The following is a 23,151-nucleotide window of genomic DNA, read 5'->3' on the forward strand; positions in this document are numbered from 1 at the left end:
TGCTATAATCCATAGTACGAGTACTGTGATCGTTCAATCCTTCACAATTACAGGCAAAATCCATTCCTGATCGGCTGTGCCGATGGGATTTAAGACATCAAAACAGCCGCCACGTCGGGTAAACATGGCGGCAATTTTTTCAAGGAGTTCCATGAAACGAATTTTAAGTATTTTTCTCTGTCTGACGCTGATCCTCGGTTTTTGTCCGGGACAGACGGCATATGCGGCGGCTGAGTGGCCGTCGGAGATCTCGATCTCGGCGGACGGCGGGATCCTAATGGACATCAATTCGGGAGCGGTTTTATTCGAGAAGAACAGCCATGAACCGTATTATCCGGCAAGTATCACAAAGATCCTGACGGCACTGATCGTGATTGAAAACTGTGGACTTGATGAGACCGTGACGTTCTCCAACACAGCGGTGAACTCTCTTGAGCCGAACTCCTCCATTCTAGGGGCCCGCGCCGGAGATACGTTAAGTGTCCGGGACTGTCTTTATGCCCTGCTTTTACAGTCCGCGAATGAGGTTGCAAACGCTCTGGCCGAACACTGCGCAGGCAGTATTGATGCTTTTGCGGAGAAGATGAATGAGAAGGCGGAGGAGCTTGGATGTACGGACTCCCATTTCGCAAACCCGAGCGGTCTGAATGATCCGAATCACTATGTGTCCGCTTATGACATGGCACTGATCGCGAAGGCGGCGTTTAATAATCCGACATTTGTAGAGGTTGATTCCACGACGTACTATGACGTTCCTGCGGGGAAATTAAAGCAGTACCCGGATGGCTGGCGCTACTATGCCCACCACAGAATGCTGCGGCGGAATGATTCCCTTTATTACGACGGTGCCATCGGCGGAAAGACCGGTTACACCCTGCTCGCGGGAAATACATTGGTGACATGCGCGGAGCGCGATGGAATGAAGCTCATAGCTGTCGTTCTCAATGGTCACCAGACCCATTATTCCGACACAAAAGCACTGTTTGACTATGGATTTAAAAATTTCAAGTCCGTTCCGGTTGCGGATCAGGACAGCACTTACAGCAAGGTGGCTGATGACCTGACGATCTCCGGGATCTTTTCCGGGAGTGCTACAAGACTCACGGTAAATAAAAACAGTGCAGTGACTTTACCTGCGGATGGGAACTTCTCCGATGTGACTTCCACACTGGACTACGACCTGACTGACGATGCACCGGATGGGGCGATCGCACGGATCGATTACCGCTATGGGGATAAGCTTGTCGGACAGGCTTATCTGGAGGCGACTGTGACACAGGGATATGTGCCCGGAGCGGTGAAACAGAGCACGGATACCGCGGAGACTGAGACTGTGGCTGAAACCGTTCCTTCTAAGGCACCTGACAAGAAAACCGAACCTTCCTCTAAAAAAACGGGCAGCACTAAGACATCCTGGACCTCCTCTCCTGCTTTCGGCATTGTTAAGAAAGTCCTGATCGCTGCCGCTGTCATCGGAGCCATTGGCGGCGCCGTCTTCGGAATCATGATCTATCAGGAAAATAAAGCCCAGAACGAGCGTTTTCTCCGTCATCAGCGGCGCGAAAAACGTTTAAAGGAATGGGGATATTCTTCCACAGAATTTGATATGATCATGGAAGAGCACTTAAGATCCAAGTCCGGGATTAAGCAGCCGGGATTCCGGGAGCGGCTCAGAGATCGTTTTCGGAGACGATAAGTTTTATTTTATGTAAACTAAAAGAGCAGATGTATGCTTTTTGAAGCAATACCTCTGCTCTTTTTCTATCTTTTCACATCCGTTTTGTTCAGGAGCAAAGTGCTCCATTGCTGCCATATCTTCCGGGCTGCAGCCTTTATTCCACTCCATGGAATTTCTTCTGCCTGCTTTTCTCCGCACGGCGGATCCGGGCCTCCTCTTTTTTCAGGAAAACAGCTTCTGCACCTTCCTCATCCACCGGTTTTACCGTCTTTACGGCAAAAACTCTGCCGTCCTCCGACTTTTTCATCCGGATTTTTCCTTTCATCATACCGTGTTCCGGACATGTTGCAAGACACAGATAATAGCGCTGTCCTGAGGAAAACCAGCGGATCTTCTTCCGCAGCATCCGACGGCATTTCGTGCAGATGATATCCGTCACCCGCTTTTCCTCCATCGCCTCTTCCTTCGTGTCAAACATCTGTGACACGAACTTCGTGTACTCCGGGAAACGTAGCGTGAACTCCTCATCCTCGCTCTCCGGCGGCAGATAATAATCCACGGACACATAATCTTTCACGGAATCAAAATCCATGGCCTGCAGCACGCGCCCCGTATATTCCGCGTCCCCCAGTGCCCGGTGGAACGGCGCGTCCACATCAAGCGCAAAGGACTCCACCGCTTCATCAAGCGAAATTCTCGCCTTTCCGTCCTGATAGCACAGGCTGTACAGTTTCTGGACATCATAAAAAAGGAACGGTTTCGGGAACGGGATCGTCATCCCATGATAGACCATGTTCCTCTGCAGTTCCGTAAGATCCATACTTCCCCAGGTGCAGAACATGCAGTCCTCTCCGCACCATTTAAGGAAATCCTCCATCACCGCCGCAAACGGCTCTCCATCCCGCTCTAACTCTTCGATTGAAACATGGGTCACCTCAGAGATGATCCGGTGCATCTGGCGGTACACGCAGGGACGGATGATCCGGTGAAACTCCGCAACCTTCTCACGCTTTTCATTCAGTTTTACTGCTCCGATCTCAAAGATCTCAAAAGGAAGCCGCTCCACAGACGCTTCCTTACCGCCCGGGTTCTGGTTCCATTCCAAATCAAATACAATAAAATTTTTCATAATACAAGAGTATAGCACAGTTTTTTCCGCCCGTCACTGAGAAAATTGTTGCTGTACACGGGCAGGGATCAGTCGCTTACTTTTTTCTTGCACTCTGTTTCAAATAATCCTATAATAAGCATAGTTTGAGATAGAAAAACTACAGCAACAGCGTTTCCGCCTCTGTAGGATCACTCAGGTAAGACCATCTGCTTCTGATCTGGTGCTTTTATCTGGAGATTTGCTGCGCTGGAACGCGGAAAGGATTCTTATCATGAAACACATCACAGGACTTGCGCATATCGCGCTTTTCACAAAGGATCTTGAAGCATCCGTAAAATTCTACGAATGTCTCGGTGGAAAAGTAACCGGACAGGCTGATGTCCAGAAGCCACTCGGAACAAACCACATCAAGATCGTCAGCATGCCGGGCTTTGACCTCGAGATCATCGAGCCACATGACGGCACTGATGTGACCGCCCAGGGCGGTCTCTTCCCGCACATCGCAATCGAAGTCAATGACATCGACGCTGCCATCGCAGACTTAAAGGCAGCCGGGATCACAAACTTCCGGGGCGGTGTCGACAAGGCAGCTGACCTCCCGATCTTCGGCGGCATCCGCAACGCGTTTTTTATCGGACCGAACGGAGAGCAGCTGGAGCTTTTACAGCATCTGTAAAATTTGGTTGACCGCAGATCATGCGGATCACTGTAATTTAAGTACATAATTAAAGTCCCCGGATAAGGAACTACCGCAGCTGGTCAACTGACCGATGGCACATTCCCTATCCGGGGGCTTTTTATCTTATCCCAATAACGCCTTCAAATCCTCCTCCGGTGTCGTCACTGGACCGATTCCGTAGTTCTCCACAAGGAAATTCAGGATATTCGGGGAGAGGAACGCCGGTAAGGACGGGCCGAGGCGGATATTCCTGATCCCAAGATGCAGGAGTGTCAGGAGAATACACACTGCCTTCTGCTCATACCAGGAGAGCACGAAGGACAGCGGAAGCTCGTTCACCTCGCACCCAAACGCCTCCGCCAGCGCCACAGCCACCTTGATGGCACCGTAGGCATCGTTGCACTGGCCCATGTCCATGATCCGCGGGAGACCGCCGATATTTCCAATGTCCAGATCATTAAAGCGGAACTTGCCGCACGCCAGTGTCAGGACAATGCTGTCCGCCGGAGTCTGCTTTACAAAATCTGTATAGTAGTTTCTTCCCGGCTTCGCGCCATCGCAGCCCGCAACGAGGAAGAAATGTCTGATCGCGCCGGATTTTACCGCGTCGATGACCTGATCAGCCATGGAAAGGATCGTTCCATGTCCGAATCCTGTCATGACCTGAGTTCCGCCGTTGATTCCCGTAAACTGGCGGTCTTCCTGATATCCGCCGAGTTCCAGCGCCTTCTCGATCACCGGGGTAAAGTCTTTCTCATCATCGATATGAACCATTCCCGGATATGCTACGACCTCCGTCGTGAACACGCGGTCCGCGTAGGATTTCTTCGGCGGCATCAGGCAGTTTGTGGTAAAGAGGATCGGAGCCGGGATATCCGCAAATTCCTTCTGCTGATTCTGCCATGCAGTTCCGAAATTGCCCTTTAACTGCGGATACTTTCTGAGCTCCGGGTAAGCGTGGGCCGGCAACATCTCGCCGTGGGTGTAGATGTTAACGCCTTTTCCCTCTGTCTGCTTTAAGAGAAGCTCCAGGTCCTTGAGGTCATGTCCCGTCACAACGATAAACGGTCCTCTTTCTACTACAAGCGGTACGCTGACCGGGATCGGAGTACCGTAAGTTCCCGTGTTTGCTGCGTCCAGCATCGCCATGCAGGTGAGGTTCACCTCGCCGACCTTCAGGACCGTCGGGAGCAGGCTTTCGACGGTGCCGTCTTTTGCGATCTCTCGGAGTCCCGTTAAGAAGAACTGGTTTACCGTCTCATCAGATGCCCCCAGCATCAGCGCATGGTACGCGTACGCCGCCATACCCTTTAATCCGAACAGGATCAGGGATTTCAGGGAGCGGATATCAGGGTCCATGTCCCACAGCAGACCGAGATTATAATCATCCGTATCTTGCACACTTGCTGCCGCACCTGACTCTCCCGCTGCCTTTTCGCGCGGTCCTGCACTTTTCTTCACCGGCGCTGCGAGCAGCCGCTCCTTCTCCCTGTGCGTCTTCTCAATCTGCGCCCGGATCGCGTCATCATCAAAGCTTACATTCGTAAGTGTCGTAAAAAGCCCCTCGATCACCGTGCGGTACACTCGATCTCCCGGACATTCCACGCCTTCTGCCGCTCTCGCAAGCCCGATCATCGCACCTACAAGCTGGTCCTGCAGCCTTGCGGTCTCCGCCGTCTTTCCGCAGACACCTGTGCTCCCAGTACATCCCGCGCAGCCTGCGGTCTGCTCACACTGATAACAGAACATTTTCTGATCCATTTCATATACCTCCATATATTTCCCCGACTCTTCCCGCGTGACTCCAGGCAGCCCATACAAGCAGCCAACACTGTCTTCGCAGTTTTGCCGATCTCAAATTATCCTGACACGCCTGCCGTCCCTGCGGCAGCCATAACCGATAAGTCATCATGTTTCCCTGTCCGGCACCGCCGAACCATGTACGCATTATATCCGCGAAATCAGCTTTCGTATGTTGTAATTACAACATTTTTAAACAGACCACCTGGAAATAATTTCCACACATCCACCTCTCACACTTTTCGCAGACCAGAACGGAGCCAGCCGCTCTTTATAATTTCCTGTGCGAATCAGGAATTTTCAGAACTTTAAAATCCATAAATTTCGCTTTTCTTTACATCCATAAACGTTTATAATGGAACAAATGCTTTATGAAAGGATTCAGATTATGTTTCGTATTCTTTCCGCTTTCAGGCGGTTAAATTCATTTCAGATCATTGTTTTAGGCTTTGCCTTCGTGATCTTGCTCGGCGCCGGCATCCTGATGCTGCCGGTATCCTCCGCGGACGGAAGCTGGACTCCATTTGTAAATGCCCTGTTTACCTCCGTCACCTCCGTCTGCGTGACCGGTCTTGTGGTCTGTGACACCGGAACCTACTGGTCTTCCTTCGGACATGCCGTAATTCTGCTTCTGATCCAGACCGGCGGTCTCGGCGTTGTGACGATCTCGGCTTCCTTTACGATCCTCTCCGGAAAGAAGATTGGTCTTTCCCAGCGGAGTATCATGGCGGAATCGGTCGCTGCCCCTCAGCTCAGAGGAGTTGTCCGCCTGACCGGTTTTATTGTAAGAGTCACTCTCGGTATCGAACTGATCGGCGCTCTCCTGATGGCACCTGTATTCTGCCGCGATTTTGGTCTTTTCCGGGGACTTTGGATGTCTTTATTTCACTCTGTATCCGCATTCTGCAACGCCGGAATCGATCTGCTTGGTGTCCGGGGAGCATATTCCTCCCTGACATCCTACGCATATGACCCGCTGATCAATCTCGTGATCATCCTGCTTATCGTGATCGGCGGAATCGGTTTTCTGACCTGGGATGATATTTACAGAAACCGGCACCATATTTCCCGATACCGGATGCAGAGTAAGGTCATCCTCTCCTACTCGCTGGCACTGATCTTTATCCCGGCTATCCTCTTCTTTTTTCTGGAATTTCAGGATATCCCGGCCGGAAAACGGATCCTTGTATCCTTATTCCAGTCGGTGACAACGCGAACTGCCGGGTTTAATACAGCGGATCTTTCCTCCATGCGGGAATCCGGCCAGTTCCTTATGATCCTTCTCATGCTGGTCGGAGGAAGTCCGGGATCCACCGCCGGCGGAATCAAGACGACCACTCTGGCCGTTCTGATCTCCTGCGCGACTGCTGTCTTTGCCAGAAAGGACAGCCCGGAAATGTTTAAACGGCGCATTATCCCCGATATTGTCGCCACAGCGATCGCGATCCTTTTCATGTATACAAGCCTCGGTATCCTGTGTGCCATGACGCTCAGCATTCTGGAAAGCCTGCCTCTTATACCGTGTCTGTTTGAGGCGATTTCTGCGCTTGCTACGGTAGGCTTGAGCTTCGGGATCACCCCGACACTTTCCGTTCCATCGAAGCTGATCCTGATCGCATTTATGTTCATCGGACGCGTTGGCGGACTCACGATCATCTACGCGACCATGTCCGGGTACAAGATTCAGTGCGGAAAATTCCCGCAGGAAAAAATTTCCGTCGGATAATATATTTAAGGAGAAAATTATGAAATCAATTCTTTTGATCGGCCTCGGCCGTTTTGGAAAACATGTTGCCATGCATCTTCACAACCTCGGACATCAGGTCATGGCCGTTGACAGTACGGAGGAACGCGTCAACGCAGTCCTTCCCTATGTGACAGAAGCACAGATCGGTGACAGTACAAACGAGTCCTTCCTTTCCTCTCTGGGAATCCGCAATTTTGATGCCTGCATCGTCGCGATCGGCGATAATTTCCAGAGTTCCCTTGAAACAACGTCACTCTTAAAGGAGCTCGGCGCAAAGCTCGTTGTCTCCCGCGCTTCCAGTGATGTTCACCAGAAATTTCTTCTGCGGAACGGTGCCGATCAGGTCGTCTACCCGGAACAGCAGCTTGCGAAATGGACTGCGATCCGCTTCAGCTCCAACCACATTCTTGATTTTGTCAATCTGGAAGGCGACTACGATATCTATGAGGTAGATCTTCCGGAACGCTGGGTCGGTATGAGCGTAGGTGAGATCGATATCCGGAAAAAATACGGCATCAACATCATTGCCGTCCGGCGAAACGGCACTCTGGATTTCTCCGTCAAGCCGGAAACCGTCTTTGAAGACGGCAATACGATCCTGGTTCTCGGACAGTATCGAGAGCTGCAGAAATGCTTTAAGATTTAATATCCTGTTTGCTCCAATGCGCGCCTGCGAAACCTGCCGCCGGCAGCTTCTTTCGTATACATGGCAGCATAAAAAGCCATTTTATGGATATCTCCTGAATTCCAGGACTTTCCCATAAAATGGCTTTTTATTGACCTTTTTATTTCACATCTATCATTTATCTATCCACATATTCCCCATAGGCGATCAGCGGATCCCCGGCTTTCACGCCAAGACTCACCGTCTGGTACAGAATAATTCCCGGATAGTCTGCCCGATACTCCCGTAAAAGGTTTCCCCAGATATCTCTCACCGTTCCCAGAACCGCACCTCCCGCGAACGTATCTCCTGCGGAAAATACCGGATACCACAATCCATCTGTCTCTGCCTCCAGATACTCTGCTCTGGTCACATTTTTCTGCTGCACTGTATGAACCTCTTCACCGGAAAGAAGTCCCATGCGGATCATAATATTCTTCACATCCCGCTTATATGCCTGAACTTCGCTGTCCGTAAATCTTCCGCCGCCTCCGCGCTCCATGAGGATCGCAGGAAGACCTCTTTGGCAAGCGCTGCTATACGCGCCGGTGGTCGCTGTGGAGCTGGCACGCACTTCCATATCCGCCGCCATTGCCATGTTCACAGACACCCTGGCGATCTTTTCTCCTGCTTCTGCACAGATCATTCCGATCTCCAGCATATTTCTGCCACTTCCTGAGCATATTTTCTGCCGCGCGGTTCAGGCTCCCATACTCCACCGCCGCCGCAAAATATTCCAGCTGTTTGATCTCCATTTTTAATTCCTTCCCGTTCATAAACATGCGCTGCCGTACAGTTGTCTGTGATATGTTAGCATAGGCTAACTTTTAAGGCAAGCAATTTTTCTTGCCAATGACGGTAATTCTGGTAAAATGTAATTATCTACGACAGAGGAGTGACATCCATGGTTACATTAAATGATTATCTTTATTCCGGCGATACCATGTTCAAAATTTTAAAAAACTACAGCCAGGACCTGAAGAAAGAGGCAAAATGCACCGGCAATGAGATCGACCTGATGCACGCGAACTTTCTGCTCCAGATCCGGGAGCTGCTCGAGCACAATGATTTCCTTACTTCCCAGTCCCAGAAGATCCGGGAATTTTATATCCATATGGCGAAGGAATATCCACTTTTGGCCTTTAACTTCAAAGGGCGCATCAAATCCCTGATCCGCGCGGAGGCAAAGTTCAACGGCTACATTGTTGAATATATCTACGATTACTATATGGAAAATAAGGCCTACCCGTCGATTTCCGAGCTCAAGCAGCGCCTCAGCTGTTTTCGGGACCTGATCGCGTACCGGATCGTGACTTCCCTGCCGAAATGCTATCTGAAAGCTGACGAATCTCAGGAAGAAGCTGACCTCCGATACCTCTACCAGATCGCCAACGAACTTCCGGGCTTTCTCGAAGAGCGGGGATTTACCGCGGAACCGGCCTACGGTGTGAAGAAAAGCACCTCGCCGTTATTAAACGATGATGTGAAGCCTTACTATCGCGACTATATCTGTGGAAATACTTCTGAGGACTACCAGTCACTCCACATCACCTTCTACGACAACAGCTCCCGCAGCTACATGGAAGTCCAACTCCGCACCAAGCACATGGATGACATCGCAGAGATCGGTGTTGCCAACCACTTAAGCTACGAGAAGCGCCAGGAGGGCGAGCGTGCCCGCCGCGACGAGATCCCTGTGGGCGAATGCGTCTACTTTGACGAAGCCTACGAGCGCTGCCGCCGCCTCGTCACCTTAAACCTTGCCGACCTCGACGTAAACATGTTCTCCGCCATCAATAATGACCTCGTAAACGATGGCTGCGGCCTCTACCGCGGACGCCTGATCCTGCCCTATGAGCATTTGTCGAGACATCAGAATGAGCTGGTGGATTAGAGTTGCCGCAATTTAAGTTGCTTTTTATACTCCTGTGGGAGTATAATCAAATCAGGAGGTGGATCTCATGGAAAAAATGATCTATCATGGTTCTGATCATATTATCGAACACCCTGAATTCGGATATGGCAAAACATACAATGATTATGGAACAGGATTCTACTGCACTGAAAATCCAAATATGGCAAAAGAATGGGGTGTTGGCATTGATCACAACGGTTATGCCAACCAATATAAAATTACATGTGATGGTCTTTCAATTTTTGATTTAAACGCATCTAAATACACCATGCTGCACTGGCTTACGATTCTGCTGGAAAACCGGGAATTTGATACTTCCACACCACTTGCTGCTGAATCAAAAGAATATTTGCTTACCACCTTTCATACAGATTATAAAGCTGCAGATATCATTGTCGGTTACCGGGCTGATGACAGTTACTTCTCTTTTGCATCTGACTTTATTAATGGCGCAATCTCCTACCGCCAGCTTTGTAACGCTATGCGTTTAGGAAAACTTGGACAACAGTTTGTACTCAAAAGCGAGGCAGCTTTTAATCGTCTTGAATTTATTGGCTATGAAATTGCAGACGCAAAAGAATGGTACAAGAAAAAAGCGTTTCGTGATCAATCTGCACGCCGTCAATATTTTGATACCGAACGAAACCACCGACAACGGGGGGATTTATATATCACCACTATTTTGGATGAGGAGATGAAACCTGATGATCCACGCTTACGATAAAAGTTATCTCTCTTCCGCACAAAAAAATCTTGCCCGAATGTTGGATTATATGGTCAACGATCTTAAACACTCTCTGGAAACTGTATGGCAGTGGTTTTTAATGAGCAAGACCTCTCATCGCTTTGAACGGGGCGACTGCTCTGTTCTGTCCGGAATGTCCGGCGTGGAACTTGCACGCATGGTTTTGCAGGAATCAGGTCAGTCTATTCCTGATATTCGTCCATCCTACGCCTGTGACCGTAGCCCGGAATACTGGACGGGCTGGGCTATCGCCTACTATCAATGGGACACAGGGCTGCATTTCGATGAAATCGAACGCGCAGTTCATATCAGCGATATTCGTCTCTTGTATACACCTTATCATGAAATGGATATCCGCCAGTTTGTAGATAAAATGAATGAACTTTATCATGATTCCAGCCCTGATACGAACTTAAAAGCATTACGTACTCTTTCGGGATTCACTCAGGCTGAACTGGCCGAACAGACAAATATTCCATTACGAACGATTCAACAATACGAGCAGCGCCAGAAAAATATTAATAAGGCTCAGGCTGAAACTCTTCTTCGGCTTTCTCGGGTATTAAACTGCAGTGTGGAAGATTTGATGGAAAAAGTTCCTGTCTCAGATCCTATTTAACATCTTAAATTTATGCATTTTCTAAACCTGCCCTTTTCGGACAGGTTTTTTATTTCTATATCCGGTATTTCACTTTCTGAACTATCCTTGACATTCCTCTGGTTCTGCCATATATTTAGGTTCCGAAGTAATATTTACATTTGCTTTTTCTCGTAGAGGAACTGCTTATGCTACATGATCCAGGGGATCTTAAAGCTAAAATCCCATTATAGGAAAGGATTTCTTACATGGACATCGGAAAAATCATCAACCATCTCTCCAGCCGTCTCCGTTCCCGATCACAGGAAGTACATACAAAGCTCGGAATCGGAAACGCACAGGGAAAGATCTTAAACTTTATTCTGGTGGAATCGGCGCTTCATCCGGTCTATCAGAAAGATATTGAAAAAGAATTTTCTCTCCGTCCGCCGACCGTGACGGAGATGTTAAAGTCCCTGGAAGCCAGAGAACTCATCCTCCGGATCCCGGATGAGCAGGACGGACGCTTTAAGCGGATCGTTTTTACCGAGAAAGCTGCTGCCGTGAAGGACGCGCTGAACAAAGAGATCCACGAGACGGAAGAACTGCTTCTGCGTGGAATCTCAGAAGAAGAATTGAAGGAATTTATACGAATAACAGAAAAAATGCTGCAGAACCTGGAATGCAGCGAACGAGGTTAAACATCATGAACGACAACGAATTAATGAAATCCATGCCCATCCCCCAGTCCGTCGCCAAAATGGCGATTCCCAGCATCATCAGCAGCCTGGTCACCGTCGTCTACAACATGGCGGACACGTTCTTCGTCGGGCAGACCGGCGATCCCTTACAGGTTGCGGCAGTCAGCCTGACAAACCCGATCTTTATCTTATTTATGGCCTTTGCCAACATGTTTGGCATGGGCGGAAGCGCCGCGGCGTCCATCGCCATGGGCGAGAACAACAAAACGCGCATGAAGCAGGTCTCCTCCTTTATCACCTACGCATCCCTCGGTGTCGGCATCCTCTTCGCCGCCCTGTTAGTCCTCTTCATGCAGCCGATCCTCAACATCTTCGGCGCAAACACGGAGACTTATGATCTTGCGAAAGGATATGTTTTCCATATCTCCTACGGCGCCCCGTTCATCATCTGGTCCGCTGCCGTGAGCTTTGTTGTCCGCTCCGAAGGCTCCAGCCGTGAGGCCATGATCGGCAGCATGATCGGAACTGTCGCGAATATCGTTCTGGATCCGTTCATGATCAGCATTCTCCATATGGGCGCCGCCGGTGCCGCCATCGCGACAACGATCGGAAACATCCTGGCAAGCGCCTACTACCTCTGGTACTTCATGAAAAAGAGCCCGAACTTTTCGATCCTGCCGAAATATTTCAGCCTTGAAAACCGCCTCGCTTCCATGATCTGCTCCTGCGGATTCCCGACAGCGATCTTCTCGGTGCTGATGAGCCTGTCCACGATCATCTTAAACCAGATCCTGGTGACCTACGGGAACGCCCCTATGGCCGCTATCGGCATCGTATTTAAAGCCAACATGTTTATCACATTCCTGCAGATGGGTCTCGCAAACGGCGTACAGCCCCTCTTAGGCTACAATTTCGGTTCCGGTGACACAAAACGCTTCCATGGTGTCGAATCCTACACAAAGAAATGCTGCCTGATCGTCGGCGTTCTGGCAACCGCCCTGTTCTTCATCTTCCGCCGCCCGATCCTCCAGATGTTCATTAACGATGAGGAAGTCATCCGGTACGGTATAAAAATGCTCATCGCCTACATGATCTCCGGCCCGTTCATCGGTATCCTCTTCACGAACATGAACTGCATGCAGTCCGCCGGAAAAGCGCTCCCGGCAACGATCCTTTCCGTCCTCCGTCAGGGTGTTCTCCTGATCCCGGTGCTGTACCTTTTAAACGGCCTCCTCGGGGTAAACGGCGTTATCTACGGTCAGGCCCTGACTGACTGCATTACGGTGCTTTTATCTATCGTTTTCTGGAGAAAATTGTCGCATAATCTGTACGCGTAATTTCATGCCAGCCATGCAGTCACAGTAAAAAGTCCGTTCGAAACAAGCGTGATATGGAAGAGACACATTAACATATCAGTTAGTGTGCTCTCCCTCTTTTTGTAGTCTGTCTCCTTACCTTTTTAAATATTGCATATTGCCGTTCTACTTCCCTATTCTCATCCAATATCATTCCCTTTGCTTCCAATATTCTCTCAACCGCCTGGGCAGGATCCATCGTATGATACAGCAAAAACAATCCTCTTAATTCTTTCGGTTTTACAATTTTATAGACCTGGGCAGAGGATAATTCATAAGTAAATGCAAAATACCTGTAAAGATACCCGATCCAGTACATCTCATTATGAGTATATTTTACAGACCCATAATCTGTAGCTCCGTACTCTTCATCCACCAACTGCAAAATATCACTTGCCTGAATATTTCTTTCAAGAACCGATTCATTATCCAGACTTTTTGCAATCTTACTTCTCATAAACCGCCTGCTAAAGATCTCTGAACTTGAATCCATTTTATCGATTGAATTTTCAAATGCTGCTGCCTAAAGTTCACATAGAAGTAAGCCATCTTTATCTATCTTTTTCACTGTCACTCGCCTCTTTACACCAAAATCTCATCAATATATCTGCCTTTTCCCCTATATTGCTTTCTTGCTTATAACATATTACTTAAATAAGTTTGTTCTTAAAATACCCGGAACAGACTTTTCATTGTAATAAAAAAACGACTGCTTTTACATTCACCATAAAATCAGCCGTTTTTCTATATTTTACACCAGATTCTTCATATCCTTAAACGCTGTCTGCTCCATCTTCTCCCGAAGGTCATTCCTGATCTTCGCGAAGTCCTCACGGACAAGCTTCTTTTCTTTTACGAGGCACTCACCCGCAACATAAACATCTCTCACATTCGATGCAATCGCGCTGTACACAAGCGCCGAATACGGATCGTATACCGGGAACATATTCGGGGAGTCGGTCTCTACGAGGACGAGATCCACCTGTTTTCCGGGCTCGATGGAACCGGTGATATCACCGAGTCCTAACGCTCTTGCTCCCTCGATGGTCGCCATGGAGACGACCTCTTTTGCCGGGAACGCGCTGCGGTCGTGGAGCTCATTTTTGTGGAAGTTCTCACACATCCGCATCTGGATGAACAGGTCTAACGTATTTCCGCTCGCCGGACCGTCGGTGCCGAAGCCGACGGACATGCCGTGCTTATGCATCAGTGACACCGGGGCTACGCCCTTTGCGGCCTTCGTGTTGGAGGCGATGCAGTGGGCCACGGACGCGCCATGCTTCGCGAGGATCTCCACATCATGTTCCGTCGTGCGGATGCTGTGGGCCGCCAGCGTATTCGGTCCGAGGACTCCGATATGCTCCATAAACTCGATGGGCGTCATGTTATACTGTTCCCTTAACTGGGTCATCTCGTAGTCCATCTCCGCCACATGGAGCGTAAATACGGTTCCCGCCTTTACATCTTCCTCATAGGCCCTCTTTAAGGTCTCAGGGCTGCAGGTCGTCGTTCCGTGGGGCGTGATCGCTCCGGAAACACGCGGGTGATCTTTGTACGCCTCGATCAGTGCAATTCCACGCCGGATTGCCTCATCCGCGTTCTTACTGTCACAGGAATCCTTTTCCATCACCGTCTCACCGGCGATTCCGCGGATCCCCATCTCGTCCATGACCTTCGCCACGACTTCCTCGAAATAGTACATATCAAGCACTGTCGTCACGCCGGAGAGCAGCAGCTCGCCGATGGCGTATCTCGTGGAAAGCTTTGCCATCTCCGCGTCCATGGCCTGATTCTCCATCGGAAGCAGGAACACCCGCAGGCGGTCCTTGCAGTCGTCCCCGAGACCGCGGAACGGGATCATTCCGAGGTGGCAATGGGTGTTCACAAGACCCGGAATCACGATAGCGCGCTTCGCGTCGATCTCCTCGAAGGTCTCGCCAGCTTTTAAGATCTCCTGCGCAGTAAGCTCCTGAAGCGTTTTCTCAAGCTCATCTTCCGGACCTGCTGCCAGGATCTTCGTATCCTCAAACATTACATAACCATGATCCCAGACATCACCTGCCGCGTTCATCGTCACAACAATGCCGTTTTTGATAATCTTCTTCATCGTTCTAATTTCATCCTTCATAATTTCGATCTGATCCGGCTCTTCCACTATCCGGGGAGAAAACCGGCGGCGGGCCGTAAAACTACTTCCCGTACTTCTCAACCAACGGCACATGTTCCTGCCCCGGCACCGTCAAAAGCCCGTGATCTGTGAGCTTCAACTTCGGAGACACCGGAAGACAAAGCGTGGACATGGACATGATCACGTTGTTGTTCACATATCCGAGACCTTCCATCGCCGCCCGCACTTCTTTCAGTTCCTGTCCGAGGACCTCGATCGGCTGATCCGAAACGATGCCGCCGATTGTAAGTCTCGCCTCCGCCAAAGACTTACCTCCGGCGAACACCACATATGCCCCCTGGAGCTCCAGGACGCGCCTCTGGGCCAGTTTCATATCGTTCTCATCTGTTCCCAGGACAAACAGGTTATGGCTGTCGTGGGACCACGTGGTGGCCACAGAGCCCGGTTTCGTCAGCGCTCCTTCCACAAGACCATATCCGACATTTCCATTCTTGCCGTACCGCTCGAAAACGACTGCAAGGGAAAGTCCCGCCGACTTCCAGTCAAGCACACCGTCCTTCACCTCGACTCTGCGCTTCACCGGCGTCGTCGCCGTTCCGAAGGTACCGATCTTCATGACATTGACTTCCGCCCATTTCGCGTCCGGATCTTCCGCCTTTAACACAAAGTCGGAGATCTCCGCCGGACGGCAGTTGATCGTGTGGTAGAAAGAAGCCGGGAAACTGCACGCCGCAGCTTCTGCCGCACCGCACGCCTCCTCGTCCTTGCAGTACACGCACTCGCCCTTCTTATAAACCATAACCGGATCGATCCCATCCAGACTATCCAGCAGCATAAAGTCTGCGATCTTTCCCGGCGCGATCATCCCTCTGTCATCCAGATGCATCCGCCGCGACGGTGTCCAGGTCGCGCAGTAGATCGCCTTTTCCATCGGCATCCCCGCCCTCACAGCCGTCTCGATAATCTTATTGAGATGTCCGGTCAGAAGCTTATCTGCCATCGTGTCATCCGTCACCAGTGCCACATTCTCATAGAGTTCATTGTCGCAGACGGTCTTCACGACCTCCGGCGTCAGGGATTTGAACTGCAGCTCCAGAAACATCCCAAGCTCCGTCTTCTCCATCACCGACTGCGGTGTCTGCTGGGTGTGGTCCGCATCAACACCTTCATAGATAAAGCGGTTAAGATCCGCCCCCGTAAGTCCCGGGCAATGTCCCTCGATCCTGAGATTCTTTCCCGCGTTCCGGCACACATTGATGAGATCCCTCGTCCGGCTCTCGCCTTCTGCTGAGAGATCCTTATAGTTCATGATCTCTCCAAGGCAGAGAACTCCATCTAAGGATGCCATCTCAGAAATTTCCTTTACACCAAGTGACGCCCCGGCTGTCTCTAACCTCTCATTTGTCGCCGGTACACTGGACGGAATCGCCCAGAAAATGTCCTGCTTCGTCTTCTGTGCCATAAAAGCCCGGATGCCGTCCATGCCGAACACGTTCGCCATCTCGTGGGCATCGGCAACCACCGTTGTTACTCCATATGGAAGCGTGATCCTTGAAAACTCGCCCGGATATGTCATCGAGCTCTCGATGTGCATATGGATATCCACGAGACCAGGCAGCATGTATCTGCCTTTTCCGTCGATCTCCCGCACTCCCGGATATGAAATTGCAGGGGAAACGCAATAAAACTTTTCCCCTGCAACTGCCACATCCCGCTTTTCAAAACACTGTCTGAAGGTCTGATAGACCATGACATTTTTCAGAATGAAATCGGGTCTCATATAAAATTCCTCGTTATTAGTTGTTGATCGTTCTGTTCCACTGGTCGATCCAGTTATTTAAGATCGGGTTTACAAAAGCATAGTCAACAACCTTAACTTTTGCAGCCTTATCGCCGTAGGTCATATCCTTGGACTCTTCCTCAGTGAATGTAACGTCCTTGTTTGTCGGTGCCTCGTTTAATGCCTTACCTGTCTTTGTCTGAAGCTCCTCGCTGATACGGTAGTTGATGTACTCGTAAGCAAGCTCCTTGTTCGCACAGTTCTTTGTTACGTTGATGGTGTTGAAGTTAGCGTAAGCTCCGTCCGGTGTAACGTAAACAAGTGTCGGGTTAGCGGCTACGATCGTCGGAACGCCGAAGTCACCGACAACTGCTGCTGCAACCTCACCAGATGTGAACATGTTGATCAGGTCGGAAGACTTTGTGTAAGTCTTAACAAGGTTCGGCTTTAAGTCAGCAAGTGCCTTGAAAGCAGCCTCGCCGTTGTCTGTTGTTACGTCAACGCCTGCGTGGTCGCTTGCAACGTAAACCATAGCCGGTCCGAATGTTGTTGTGATCTCCGGGATGGAAACCATGCCTGCAAGGCGCTCGTCCCAAAGGTCATCAAAGCTTGTGAGCTCAAATCCTGTAAGCTCCGGGTTGTAGATGATACCGATGCTGTTGATAGTGTACGGAACACCCTGTCCTGCCTCTGCAATCTCCTTTGCAGCCGGGATCAGCTTCTCAGCATTCGGGATCTTGCTTAAGTCGATCGTATCGAAAAGTCCCTCGTCAGTGCCCTTCGCTGTCATAGCCTGGGAGAGCTCAATCACATCGATGGTGGAGTTCGGGTCTGCTGCTAACTTTGTATAACGGTCGTTTGTGCCGCCTGTCTCAGTAACGATCTCACAGCTGAACTCGTTCTCAAACGGTGTGTAAACCTCTTCTTCGGAGATATCTTCGCTGAGGCCGTATGTGGATAATACGAGCTTCTGTGCGTCTCCGGAAGCTGCCTTTGTCTCTTCTGCGGAAGAAGCTGCCTCAGAGCCTGCTGCCTGGCTTCCTGTTGCTGTGGTCTCTGTTGTGGATGCGCCGCCGCAGGCGGTAAGCATCATTGCTGCGCAAAGTACAACTGCTGCTGTTTTTTTCATGGTTTTTCTCCTCTTTCTCTCTTTTGAGATAATATTTCTTCGCGTTGACAGAATCTCTGCCCCCGCGATGGATCACTAAGTTAATTTTTATCTTCTCACCAGGATCAGTTTATCCTTCGGCAGATACAGCCGGATCTCCTCGCCCTCTTTATAAACATGGTCAGTTCCCATATTTACCTTCAGGACACCGGCGGAAGTCTCAACCTCGTACTGGTAGCTCTTCCCGAGGAATGTGCGGACACCGATCTTACCGCTTAAGACATTCTCTGTCTGAACATCATCTGCCAGACAGATATCGTCCGGGCGGATCGTTCCCGCGAATTTCTCGCAATCGAGATCCATGGAAGTTAAGAACTCGCTTCCATCCGGTGCTGTGTAGACGCCGTCCTGCTTTTTCGCAAGTTCAAGGAAGTTCTCGAAACCGATGAATCTCGCGACGAACTCTGTCGCCGGTTTCCTGTAAATGTTCTCCGGTGTGTCAAACTGCTCGATGACACCGCCGTTCATAACGGCCACCTTATCGGAGATGGAGAAGCATTCTTCCTGATCATGTGTAACGAACAATGTGGTGATTCCAAGGCGCTTCTGGAGTCTCTTGATCTCCACACGCATGGAAAGTCTTAATTTCGCATCAAGGTTGGATAACGGCTCATCCAGGAGCAGTAACTTTGGCTCGATGACAAGTGCTCTCGCGAGGGCAACTCTCTGGCGCTGTCCGCCGGACATCTGCTTCGGGAAACGGTCGGCAAGCTCTGTCAGACCGCAGACCTCAAGGATCTCCCTGACCTTCTTGTCGATCACATCCTTGTCCATCTTTCTTGTTCTGAGTCCGAACGCTACATTGTCATAAACACTTAAGTGCGGGAACAGGGCGTAGCTCTGGAATACCAGACCGAACTGACGCTTGTGGACCGGGACCTTTGTCATGTCCTCACCATCTAATGTGAAGGTTCCGCCCTGCGGGTCGATAAAGCCTGCAACGACGCGGAGTGTCGTGGACTTACCGCATCCGCTGGGTCCTAAGAGGGATACGAGCTCGCCCTCCTCGACTTCCAGATTCAGCCCCTTTAAGATCTGTTTCTTTTTATCGTAACTTACGTCGATTCCATTTAAACTCATAAAAGCCATGGTCATATTCTCCTTATTTCGCCAGGGCTGCGATACCCAGTGTGCGGTCTACGATCACCATGATGACTACGGTAGCTGCCATTAAAAGTACGGAAACCGCCGATACGGTCGGATCATAGTTGTATTCAATATAGTTCATCAGTGTTGACGGGAATGTGGAAACTCCCGGTCCGGATAAGAACATGGACACCGGAATGTTGTTGAAGGAATTGATGAACGCCAGCATGAATGCTGAGGAAATTCCGGAAGTCACATTTGGAAGAACGACCTTGAAGAACGCCGCTCCCTTCGGGCATCCGAGGCTCCACGCCGCCTCCTCGATGGAAAAGTCGAACTGCTCCATCGAAGAACCGACTACGCGGATCACATACGGAAGTGTCACCATAAAGTGTCCTGCGAGAAGTCCCGCGAACACCGGGATCCTGAGTGTCAGGATCAGGCACTGGTACATAATAAAGCCGATTACAATTCCCGGAACGATGGTCGGGGAAAGGAAGATGGACTTTAATAACTGCTTTCCTTTTAAACCGGATCTCGCCAGCGCATAAGCCGCCGGGATTCCGACCAGAAGAGAGATGCATGTCGCGAGGAGCGCGACCTCAAGGCTGGTCAGGAATGATCTGCGGAAAGACTTTAGCGCGAGCACGTTCGCGAACCATTTCGTCGAGAAGGACTCGATCGGGAATGTGATGGCGCTTCCGCCGCCGAATGCTGTTACAGTGATGATCAGTAACGGGATCATCAAAAATGCAAATACGATCGCTGCCCATATGGTCAGCACTTTATTTTTACGCATAATCTTCACCTCTGCGGTCCAGCCGTGCGGCCAGAGCGTTAAATCCTTTGATCACAACCAGGGTTACAACGATCATGATGAGGGCGATCACGGACGCGCCGGTCCAGTCACTGACGGACATCGCTCTCTGGTAGATCAGGGTCGCCATGACCATGTTGGAGTTGCCGCCTAATAACTGCGGCGTCGTGTAAGCTGTCAGGGTTCCGGTAAATACCAGAATACCGCCGACGATGATTCCCGGAAGACTCATCGGGAAAATGACCTTCATGAATGCTTCGCTTCTTGAAGCTCCGAGGCTCTGTGCCGCCTCCATCATGTCATCATCGATATTTTCCATAACACCGGCAACTGTCACGATCATCAGCGGAAGAAACAGGTAGACAGAACCAATGATGATAGAAAAGTCGGTGTATAAAAGCTTCATCGGCTTCTCGATCAGTCCCATAGCGATCATTGCCTTGTTGATGATCCCGTTGCTGCCGAGAATATTGATCCATGCAAAGCTTCGGATAACGGAGTTCGTCATCATCGGGAAGATCGACGCAGAGAGGAGAAGTCCTCTCCACTTCTTATCACAGCGGCTGATGAAATACGCCGTCGGGATACCGCCCACCATACAGACAAAGGTGGTGATGACCGCGATCTTCACGGTTCTCAAAAAGATCTTTCTGTAATACTCGTCCTTAAAAAAGTCCACGTACGCGCTGAACGGGTAATCTCCCGTAAACACGCTTGGAACCAGAACGCGAAGCAGCGGGATCATCAGGAACAGAAATAAGATCACCAGTCCCGGAACCAGCATGCACCATGCACTGCTCTTTTTCATTGGTTTGCCCCTTTCTTAACTGTGCGTAATAAATTTTAATTAGTGTTTCTTATAAATATTTGTTTTTTCATCAATTACACTTATATTTTACATTCATTATAAAAAGTGATATACTATACGTCAAATACATATTATCTATAATTTTTATGCAGTAAAGCTATGAGGAGGCCCCGTATGGAATTAAAAGAAGCCCGCTATATCCTGGCGATCGCCCGCCACCAGAGCATCGGCAAAGCCGCCGAATCCCTTTATATCTCCCAGCCGTCCCTGAGCAAGTACTTAAAGAACCTGGAAGAACGTCTCGGCGCTCCGCTGTTCAGCCGCCACGAAAACCGCTACTACCCAACCTACATGGGTGAACGCTACCTCCACTACGCCGAACAGATCGTTGCCTGCGGCGATGAGTGGATGCAGGAATACGACGATATCGCTCACCGCCAGCGCGGCCGTTTAAACATCGCCGTGCCGATCATGATGGGCAGCACGCTGATCGAACCGATGTTGGCGCCGTTTCATAAACGATACCCCTATGTGACCTTAAATATCATGGAAGCAGTAAATTTCATTGCGGAGAACAGTCTGGAGACCTCATCCATCGACCTGACCCTTTACAATATCCATGAATTTCCCGAGACCATGGATTACCAGATCCTGCGCTCTGAGGAGATCGTTCTGGTCCTGCATGAAAACCATCCTCTCGCCGCAAAAGCCATCACCCGCCCCGGCTTCCGCTACCCGTGGCTGGACCTTTCCCTATTAAGAGATGAAAACTTCATTCTCCTCTACCCGGACCAGAACACTGGCGGCATCGCCCTGGATCTCTTTCAAGAGTATAACATCAATCCACCGGTCTCTCTCCACACGAGAAACTCCTCTATGTCGATCCATCTGGCCATGGACGGCGTCGGCGCTGCCTTCGCCCCGGAGAGCTATTTCCACCATGAAAACCAGTACACTGGAAACCGCGCCCTCTGCTTCTCCGTCGGCCATAAACCAGCCCTCACAACTACCATCGCCGCCTATCGGAAAAACCGGTATCTGCCGCAGCATGCGAGGGATTTTTTGGAAATGATCCGGGAATATTGCCGTGAGAAATAAAACGTTCTCCCAGAAGCTTATATCTATCTGCAAAGTGCGCCGTCTGGCGCACCTCGTAAAAGAAGCCGGACACTCTCTTTCAGTATCCGGCTTCTTGCTGCGAATCTTCTGGCACCCGTTCCAGATCATCGATCACGGTTGTTGATATGTCCTTCGGCATTACATCCAGAACATTGGACAGGATCACTCCATCAAACGAGTTCTGTTCCACACCCAAAATCCAAAATTTTCGTTGTTTTTTCAGCAAATAACTTCAAAGCTTCATCGAACATGGGTTCCACCTTTAAATCCAGATTTCTCAGATCCACCGGTATACATTCCTCAAAAACCCGGTTCCACATTTCTATTTCCTGCTCATATGCTTTCTTCAAAGCTGATCATCTCCAATATGAATTTTATCTCTTCGTTGTTTGGCAGTTTAAAATTTCTCTAAGATTTCTTTATCTATACTCGACAACATCTCTTAATGCTTTTCGTGGCCTTTTCGGCGGAGCTTCATTTGCAGCTCCAACGGCAACAATTCCTGTCAGCTGGTTGTCTGTTCCGATAAATTCTATCAGCTCATTATAGGCAAAGCAGGTATTGGCAATCCATAATGTACCTAATCCATATCCGGTCGCTGTCAATATCATATTCTCAACAGCCGCACCGATCGACAGCGAATCGCAAATTTCTACGATCCGTTTTTCTCTCTCGATGCTTGCAAATGGTGTATATTGATTTGTATTAAGCACTGCTATAAGGCACGGCGCCTCCTGCATGATTCTGACTGTATTTTCAGCATCGGGGATTGCAAATGCCCATTCCGGCATAAGTTCATGTGTGATTTTTTCTGAATTTATACCATGGCGCATAACCTCAACCAGTTTATCTTTCTCTTCTCCCTGATATACGATAAATTTCCATGGCTGCCGGTTTTTGGCTGATGGCGCAAGAGTAGCACTATATATGATCTCTTCGATCAGCCTCCTGTCAATCTCATCGGATCTATATTTTCTTATACTTCTTCTGTTCTCAATTTCTCGTATCATAGTCTTCTCCGTAAATTTTGATTTCAATGTTTTTTCCAGTCAATACATTTCTGACCACCGGACATCGTGTACCACTTACTTTCTTTCCAATCCACCTCACTCTGCATCTGCGGTCACCCCGGTTTCCTTTTTGTTCGACGTAAACAAATAAAACATAGCACAAAATACAAATGCAAATACAACGCCGAAAACATTCTGAATCACTCTCTGCAATATTCTCTCATGTATTATACATTATATGAATCATTTTGTGTTTCTTTTCA

At 49.6% G+C, this 23,151-nt stretch carries 23 protein-coding genes and 1 pseudogene; 10 read left to right on the forward strand and 14 right to left on the reverse strand.

What is annotated here, in order from left to right; genetic code table 11:
• The first annotated feature begins 151 nt into the window (after positions 1-151).
• Positions 152-1,696 carry a D-alanyl-D-alanine carboxypeptidase family protein gene (locus ACI3EW_RS16325; protein ID WP_405578535.1) on the forward strand — a complete coding sequence of 515 codons (1,545 nt, stop codon included), beginning with the start codon at positions 152-154 and terminating at the stop codon, positions 1,694-1,696.
• Positions 1,697-1,699: 3 nt separating this feature from the next.
• Here ACI3EW_RS16325 and ACI3EW_RS16330 read toward each other — a convergent pair whose 3' ends face one another.
• Both ACI3EW_RS16330 and ACI3EW_RS16335 read right to left on the reverse strand, forming a co-directional pair.
• Positions 1,700-1,846, reverse strand: a complete 147-nt coding sequence (locus ACI3EW_RS16330) for a hypothetical protein (protein ID WP_405578537.1) — start codon at positions 1,844-1,846, stop codon at positions 1,700-1,702.
• Positions 1,833-2,807 carry a 3'-5' exonuclease gene (locus tag ACI3EW_RS16335; RefSeq protein ID WP_485663241.1) on the reverse strand — a complete coding sequence of 325 codons (975 nt, stop codon included), beginning with the start codon at positions 2,805-2,807 and terminating at the stop codon, positions 1,833-1,835. Before ACI3EW_RS16335 ends, ACI3EW_RS16330 begins: the two co-directional genes overlap by 14 nt.
• 253 nt (positions 2,808-3,060) lie before the next feature.
• Between ACI3EW_RS16335 and ACI3EW_RS16340 the strand changes: the two genes are divergently transcribed.
• Positions 3,061-3,465 carry a VOC family protein gene (locus ACI3EW_RS16340; RefSeq protein WP_147326965.1) on the forward strand — a complete coding sequence of 135 codons (405 nt, stop codon included), beginning with the start codon at positions 3,061-3,063 and terminating at the stop codon, positions 3,463-3,465.
• A 126-nt stretch (positions 3,466-3,591) separates the two neighbouring features.
• On the opposite strand, the gene hcp is transcribed toward ACI3EW_RS16340, so the two are convergent.
• Complete coding sequence (hcp, locus tag ACI3EW_RS16345; RefSeq protein ID WP_405578544.1) at positions 3,592-5,229, reverse strand: hydroxylamine reductase; 1,638 nt, start codon at positions 5,227-5,229, stop codon at positions 3,592-3,594.
• 427 nt (positions 5,230-5,656) lie between these two features.
• Between hcp and ACI3EW_RS16350 the strand changes: the two genes are divergently transcribed.
• Together ACI3EW_RS16350 and ACI3EW_RS16355 are read left to right on the forward strand one after the other, a co-directional pair.
• A complete protein-coding gene (locus ACI3EW_RS16350; protein WP_215701962.1) occupies positions 5,657-6,994 on the forward strand; it encodes a TrkH family potassium uptake protein in 1,338 nt (445 codons plus the stop codon).
• A 19-nt stretch (positions 6,995-7,013) separates the two neighbouring features.
• Positions 7,014-7,661, forward strand: a complete 648-nt coding sequence (locus ACI3EW_RS16355) for a potassium channel family protein (protein ID WP_021904010.1) — start codon at positions 7,014-7,016, stop codon at positions 7,659-7,661.
• Between the two features lie 157 nt (positions 7,662-7,818).
• On the opposite strand, the gene ACI3EW_RS16360 is transcribed toward ACI3EW_RS16355, so the two are convergent.
• Positions 7,819-8,340, reverse strand: a complete 522-nt coding sequence (locus tag ACI3EW_RS16360) for a succinylglutamate desuccinylase/aspartoacylase family protein (protein ID WP_405578548.1) — start codon at positions 8,338-8,340, stop codon at positions 7,819-7,821.
• 243 nt (positions 8,341-8,583) lie between these two features.
• Here ACI3EW_RS16360 and ACI3EW_RS16365 point away from each other — a divergent pair, with 243 nt between their 5' ends.
• The 5 genes from ACI3EW_RS16365 to ACI3EW_RS16385 all read left to right on the forward strand — a co-directional run bounded on the left by ACI3EW_RS16365 (position 8,584) and on the right by ACI3EW_RS16385 (position 12,954).
• Positions 8,584-9,573 carry a nucleotidyltransferase family protein gene (locus ACI3EW_RS16365; RefSeq protein ID WP_405578551.1) on the forward strand — a complete coding sequence of 330 codons (990 nt, stop codon included), beginning with the start codon at positions 8,584-8,586 and terminating at the stop codon, positions 9,571-9,573.
• 67 nt (positions 9,574-9,640) lie between these two features.
• The gene (locus tag ACI3EW_RS16370) at positions 9,641-10,318 is read left to right on the forward strand and encodes a DUF3990 domain-containing protein (protein WP_252197315.1); all 678 of its coding nucleotides are present in this window, start codon (positions 9,641-9,643) and stop codon (positions 10,316-10,318) included.
• Positions 10,299-10,958 carry a helix-turn-helix domain-containing protein gene (locus ACI3EW_RS16375; protein WP_118531220.1) on the forward strand — a complete coding sequence of 220 codons (660 nt, stop codon included), beginning with the start codon at positions 10,299-10,301 and terminating at the stop codon, positions 10,956-10,958. The genes ACI3EW_RS16370 and ACI3EW_RS16375 overlap by 20 nt, the downstream gene beginning before the upstream one ends.
• 227 nt (positions 10,959-11,185) lie before the next feature.
• On the forward strand, positions 11,186-11,617 hold the full coding sequence (locus tag ACI3EW_RS16380) for a MarR family winged helix-turn-helix transcriptional regulator (RefSeq protein WP_118531216.1): 432 nt from the start codon (positions 11,186-11,188) through the stop codon (positions 11,615-11,617).
• 5 nt (positions 11,618-11,622) lie between these two features.
• A complete protein-coding gene (locus ACI3EW_RS16385; RefSeq protein ID WP_405578556.1) occupies positions 11,623-12,954 on the forward strand; it encodes an MATE family efflux transporter in 1,332 nt (443 codons plus the stop codon).
• Positions 12,955-13,033: 79 nt separating this feature from the next.
• Here ACI3EW_RS16385 and ACI3EW_RS16390 read toward each other — a convergent pair whose 3' ends face one another.
• The 7 genes from ACI3EW_RS16390 to ACI3EW_RS16420 form a co-directional block, all read right to left on the reverse strand.
• Complete coding sequence (locus ACI3EW_RS16390) at positions 13,034-13,429, reverse strand: antitoxin (protein ID WP_405578559.1); 396 nt, start codon at positions 13,427-13,429, stop codon at positions 13,034-13,036.
• 294 nt (positions 13,430-13,723) lie between these two features.
• Entirely contained in the window at positions 13,724-15,079 is a 1,356-nt protein-coding gene (locus tag ACI3EW_RS16395) for an amidohydrolase (RefSeq protein ID WP_118531208.1), read from the reverse strand.
• A gap of 82 nt (positions 15,080-15,161) precedes the next feature.
• Positions 15,162-16,880: an adenine deaminase C-terminal domain-containing protein gene (locus ACI3EW_RS16400; protein WP_405578563.1), complete on the reverse strand. Its 1,719-nt coding sequence runs from the start codon at positions 16,878-16,880 to the stop codon at positions 15,162-15,164.
• 16 nt (positions 16,881-16,896) lie between these two features.
• Complete coding sequence (locus ACI3EW_RS16405; protein ID WP_021904005.1) at positions 16,897-18,009, reverse strand: ABC transporter substrate-binding protein; 1,113 nt, start codon at positions 18,007-18,009, stop codon at positions 16,897-16,899.
• Between the two features lie 87 nt (positions 18,010-18,096).
• Positions 18,097-19,137 carry an ABC transporter ATP-binding protein gene (locus ACI3EW_RS16410; RefSeq protein WP_405578567.1) on the reverse strand — a complete coding sequence of 347 codons (1,041 nt, stop codon included), beginning with the start codon at positions 19,135-19,137 and terminating at the stop codon, positions 18,097-18,099.
• 13 nt (positions 19,138-19,150) lie between these two features.
• A complete protein-coding gene (locus ACI3EW_RS16415; protein ID WP_118531197.1) occupies positions 19,151-19,933 on the reverse strand; it encodes an ABC transporter permease in 783 nt (260 codons plus the stop codon).
• The gene (locus ACI3EW_RS16420; protein WP_118531193.1) at positions 19,926-20,759 is read right to left on the reverse strand and encodes an ABC transporter permease; all 834 of its coding nucleotides are present in this window, start codon (positions 20,757-20,759) and stop codon (positions 19,926-19,928) included. The genes ACI3EW_RS16415 and ACI3EW_RS16420 overlap by 8 nt, the downstream gene beginning before the upstream one ends.
• A gap of 174 nt (positions 20,760-20,933) precedes the next feature.
• Here ACI3EW_RS16420 and ACI3EW_RS16425 point away from each other — a divergent pair, with 174 nt between their 5' ends.
• Positions 20,934-21,857 (forward strand): LysR family transcriptional regulator, encoded by a 924-nt coding sequence (locus tag ACI3EW_RS16425; protein ID WP_118531191.1) that lies wholly within the window; start codon positions 20,934-20,936, stop codon positions 21,855-21,857.
• Between the two features lie 191 nt (positions 21,858-22,048).
• Here the strand turns inward: ACI3EW_RS16425 and ACI3EW_RS16430 are convergent, their stop codons facing one another.
• The 3 genes and pseudogenes from ACI3EW_RS16430 to ACI3EW_RS16440 all read right to left on the reverse strand — a co-directional run.
• Complete coding sequence (locus ACI3EW_RS16430; protein ID WP_215701968.1) at positions 22,049-22,228, reverse strand: hypothetical protein; 180 nt, start codon at positions 22,226-22,228, stop codon at positions 22,049-22,051.
• A gap of 69 nt (positions 22,229-22,297) precedes the next feature.
• Positions 22,298-22,888, reverse strand: coding sequence for a nitroreductase family protein (locus tag ACI3EW_RS16435; protein WP_215701969.1), 591 nt, complete (start codon positions 22,886-22,888; stop codon positions 22,298-22,300).
• Between the two features lie 96 nt (positions 22,889-22,984).
• A pseudogene (locus ACI3EW_RS16440) lies at positions 22,985-23,095 on the reverse strand (FUSC family protein); the annotation flags it as partial.
• Positions 23,096-23,151 lie beyond the last annotated feature (56 nt).

Origin of the sequence: Pilosibacter rotomagensis (assembly GCF_045062245.2) — a bacterium.
GTDB lineage: Bacteria > Bacillota > Clostridia > Lachnospirales > Lachnospiraceae > Pilosibacter.